We start from the raw sequence: 3,787 nt of genomic DNA, 5'->3' as shown, positions 1-3,787 counted from the left end.
GGCTATCACCTGTTCCGGCCGGCCGGGCTGCAGCTTGCGCCCGGGGAGAAGCTGCCTCTCATGGTCATGCTGCACGGTTGCGGCCAGACGGGGCGTGACTTCGCGGCCAGCACGCGCATGAACGCGCTGGCCGTGCGCCAGCGCTTTCTCGTCCTCTACCCGGAGCAGGACCGGCTGGCCCATCCGCAAGGCTGCTGGAACTGGTACGAGCGCCGCTCCGGCAAGGCCGACGCCGAGGCCGCCACGCTGATGGCCGCGGTCGACCAGGCCTGCATGCTCTACCCGGTGGACCGCGACCGCGTGGCGCTGGCCGGCCTGTCGGCGGGCGCCAGCATGGCGGCGCTGTTAGCCACCCGCTACCCGAATCGTTTCCGCGCCGTCGTCATGCATTCGGGCGTCGCGCCCGGCGCCGCCAAGTCGTCGGCCACCGCGCTCGGCGCTATGCGCGGCCAGAACGTGCCGCCCATGCCGGTCACGGCCGTCGGCAAGGCGATGGGTGCCGCGGCCGTCTTCACCACCCTGCCGCCGATGCTGGTGCTGCACGGCGATGCCGACTCGGTGGTCGCGCCCAGCAACGCCGTCAGCAGCGCCGCCGTGTGGGCCACTGCCATCGGCGCGCAGCCGGGCCAGCCGCGCTACACGCAGCGCGGCAAGCGCCGGCCGATGCGGGTGACCGACTTCAAGCGCAAGGGCCGCACGCTCGTCACGCTGTGCGAGATCGCCGGGCTGGGTCATTCATGGAGCGGCGGCGCATCGAAGCTGCTGTTCAGCGACCCCGAAGGGCCGGACGCGACGCGCATGGCATGGGCTTTCGCCAGCGCGCAGTTCAGGCTTGCGGACAAGGCCTGAGCAGCCATGCGGAAGGCGGGCGGCGGCTCAACTCTTGTTGAGCTTGGGGCGAAAAGAGTGGTTGTAGGGCACTAGCCACCAGTGCCAGGTGCTGTACCCGCCTTGGCACGATCACGCATGAGCGTGAGTTGTTGGAGCAGATCTGTTCTGTCATAGCCTCGATACCAATTCACCTCTGTATCACGGCGCTTCTCGGCCGTATCGTGGTTGAAGTTGGCAGCGAAGTTCGCTCTCCCATCGACAGCAAATATGAATGGAAGGCCGCCAGAATAGTGCTTCCTCGCGCCAGTTGCTGCAAGCACCGCTTTCCCATTGGGTGCGTATTGCGCGTCAATGCGAACGACCACGAAATTGGCGGCAACAAAGTCGCGGAGTGTTTTTGCCTGGACACTTTCGACGCCCGATTCTTCCTCAAACATCTTTTGCGTATGCCGGACTTCTGGATCCTGAGGCATGCCATAGGTATAGCGAAAATCCCCATGCCCGCCATTGATATGTGCGTCGAAGACGTGACACCAGATACACCATTCGGCCCCATATTCCACGAGCAAGACCTTGCCCTCACTGTTGGCCTGAGCAAGGGCTGTCGTAAAGAGGGTTAGCTGATCGCCACACTCATCAAAGATGCGGGCCTTTCCATTGCGACATTGAAGGTCGATCGCTTTTGGAAAGCTTGTGTACGCCTTGGACAACGTCTCTGTACCCGACTGGCCGCACGCAACCTGAGACACCAGAAGAACTGCTGCCAGAATCCATTGCCTGCGCATCGGGTCTCTCCCCATCATGTTTTTCATTAATTCGCTTTTTCTCAAAAGTTGGGCTGTAGTGCCCCACACACGTGCGCTGAACGCGGTTTGGATTCTGCCCACCAGAGGCGCCAGCGCCTCGGACATCGGTCGAGCGAGCCCGAAGGTCTTGTGAACGATGCCGCATAACTCTTCATGGATTGGCGCTGCTCCATGTGGCCGGGAAGAAGGCTGCCGCGAGACCCACCGGCTTCGCCGCGTGCACCGGAGATGCTGGTGACTTACCCATTTTGGGCAATTCAGTACCCATCATGGGAATGATGCACACCCGTGCCACACTTGCCTTTCGCCAAAGAAACCTCGTGGACACCGACTTGCAACAGCTGACCCAGGCGCTGCGCGAATTCGCGAGCGAGCGCAACTGGGAAGAATTCCACTCCCCCAAGAACCTCGCCTCGGCCCTTTCCGTGGAGGCCGCCGAGTTGCTCGAGCACTTCCAGTGGCTCACCGAGGCCCAGAGTCGCGACCTACCGCCCGACAAGCGCGCCGAGATCGGCACGGAGATCGCCGACGTCCTGCTTTACCTGCTGCAGCTCGCGGACAAGCTCGGCATCGACGTGATCGAGGCGGCGCGCAGCAAGATGCTGGTCAACGCCCGGAAGTACCCGGCGCCGCCGATCCCGCCGCCGGCCTGAATACCTCCGTGTACGCCACCCGGCGTATTTCACCTTCCTGGTGCATTCCGCAGACTCCTCTCCACGCCAGCCAAGCGCTGTCGACAAGGTTCAACCAACCCCGGAGCAGGAGTCCACATGCAACGTCGTTTCACACTTAAGGCGCTTACCGCCGCCGTCGCGCTGGCCAGCATTTCTGCTGCGCCCGCATTCGCAGCCGACACCATCAAGGTCGGCGTGCTGCATTCGCTGTCGGGCACGATGGCCATTTCGGAAACCGTGCTGAAAGACACGGTGCTGATGGCCATCGACGACATCAACAAGAAGGGCGGCGTGCTGGGCAAGCAGCTCGAGCCCGTGGTGGTCGACCCGGCCTCCAACTGGCCCCTGTTCGCCGAGAAGACCAAGCAGCTGCTCGGCCAGGACAAGGTTTCGGTGATCTTCGGCTGCTGGACCTCGGTGTCGCGCAAGTCGGTGCTGCCGGTGGTCGAGGAAATGAACGGCCTGCTGTTCTACCCGGTGCAGTACGAGGGTGAGGAACTCTCGAAGAACGTGTTCTACACGGGCGCCGCGCCCAACCAGCAAGCCATTCCGGCCGTCGACTACCTGATGAGCAAGGAAGGCGGCGGCGCCAAGCGCTGGGTGCTGCTGGGCACCGACTACGTGTACCCCCGTACCACCAACAAGATCCTGCGCGCCTACCTCAAGAGCAAGGGCGTGAAGGAAACCGACATTGACGAGAAGTACACCCCCTTCGGCCACAGCGACTACCAGACCATCGTCGCCGACATCAAGAAGTTCTCGGCCGGCGGCAAGACGGCCGTGGTGTCGACCATCAACGGCGACTCCAACGTGCCCTTCTACAAGGAACTGGGCAACGCCGGCCTGAAGGCCAAGGACGTGCCGGTGGTCGCCTTCTCGGTGGGTGAGGAAGAGCTGCGCGGCGTGGACACCAAGCCGCTGGTCGGCCACCTGGCCGCCTGGAACTACTTCATGAGCCTGAAGAACCCGACCAACACGGCGTTCATCAAGGAGTGGAGCGAGTACGCCAAGGCCAAGAAGATCCCCGGCCACATGGACAAGCCGCTCACCAACGACCCGATGGAAGCCACCTGGATCGGCATCCACATGTGGAAGCAGGCTGTGGAGAAGGCCAAGTCGACCGACACCGACAAGGTGATCGCCGCCATGGCCGGCCAGACCTTCACGGCGCCCTCGGGCATCGTGTCGAAGATGGACGAGAAGAACCACCACCTGCACAAGAGCGTGTTCATCGGCGAGATCAAGGCCGACGGCCAGTTCAACGTGGTGTGGAAGACGCCGGGTCCCGTGAAGGCCAAGCCGTGGAGCCCGTACATCGAAGGCAACGACAAGAAGCCTGACTACCCCGCCGGCAAGTCGATGTAAGTGTGTTTCTCCCTCCCCCGCCGGGGGAGGGCAGGGATGGGGGCTGACGGCGGTCGATTCGCGCATTGCGCTTGCACGGGCGCCGCGTGGCCCCCCCCCCCCCCCCCCCCC

The 3,787-nt window shown here is 63.5% G+C and carries 4 protein-coding genes; 3 read left to right on the top strand and 1 reads right to left on the bottom strand.

Going from position 1 to position 3,787, the window contains the following annotated elements; genetic code table 11:
* On the top strand, positions 1 to 849 hold an 849-nt coding region (locus AC1RVW_RS30675; RefSeq protein WP_493204492.1), incomplete at its 5' end, for an extracellular catalytic domain type 1 short-chain-length polyhydroxyalkanoate depolymerase.
* A 71-nt stretch (positions 850 to 920) separates the two neighbouring features.
* Here the strand turns inward: AC1RVW_RS30675 and AC1RVW_RS30670 are convergent.
* The gene (locus tag AC1RVW_RS30670; protein ID WP_493204490.1) at positions 921 to 1,742 is read right to left on the bottom strand and encodes a hypothetical protein; all 822 of its coding nucleotides are present in this window, start codon (positions 1,740 to 1,742) and stop codon (positions 921 to 923) included.
* 215 nt (positions 1,743 to 1,957) lie between these two features.
* Between AC1RVW_RS30670 and AC1RVW_RS30665 the strand changes: the two genes are divergently transcribed.
* Together AC1RVW_RS30665 and urtA are read left to right on the top strand one after the other, a co-directional pair.
* Positions 1,958 to 2,290, top strand: coding sequence for a nucleotide pyrophosphohydrolase (locus AC1RVW_RS30665; RefSeq protein WP_493204488.1), 333 nt, complete (start codon positions 1,958 to 1,960; stop codon positions 2,288 to 2,290).
* 117 nt (positions 2,291 to 2,407) lie between these two features.
* Positions 2,408 to 3,676: an urea ABC transporter substrate-binding protein gene (urtA, locus tag AC1RVW_RS30660; protein ID WP_081270211.1), complete on the top strand. Its 1,269-nt coding sequence runs from the start codon at positions 2,408 to 2,410 to the stop codon at positions 3,674 to 3,676.
* Positions 3,677 to 3,787 lie beyond the last annotated feature (111 nt).

The sequence above is a fragment of the Variovorax sp. MPBD4-3 genome (assembly GCF_058809745.1).
The sequence above is the reverse complement of the archived record's forward strand: the minus strand, read 5'-3'. Positions and strand labels throughout refer to the sequence as shown.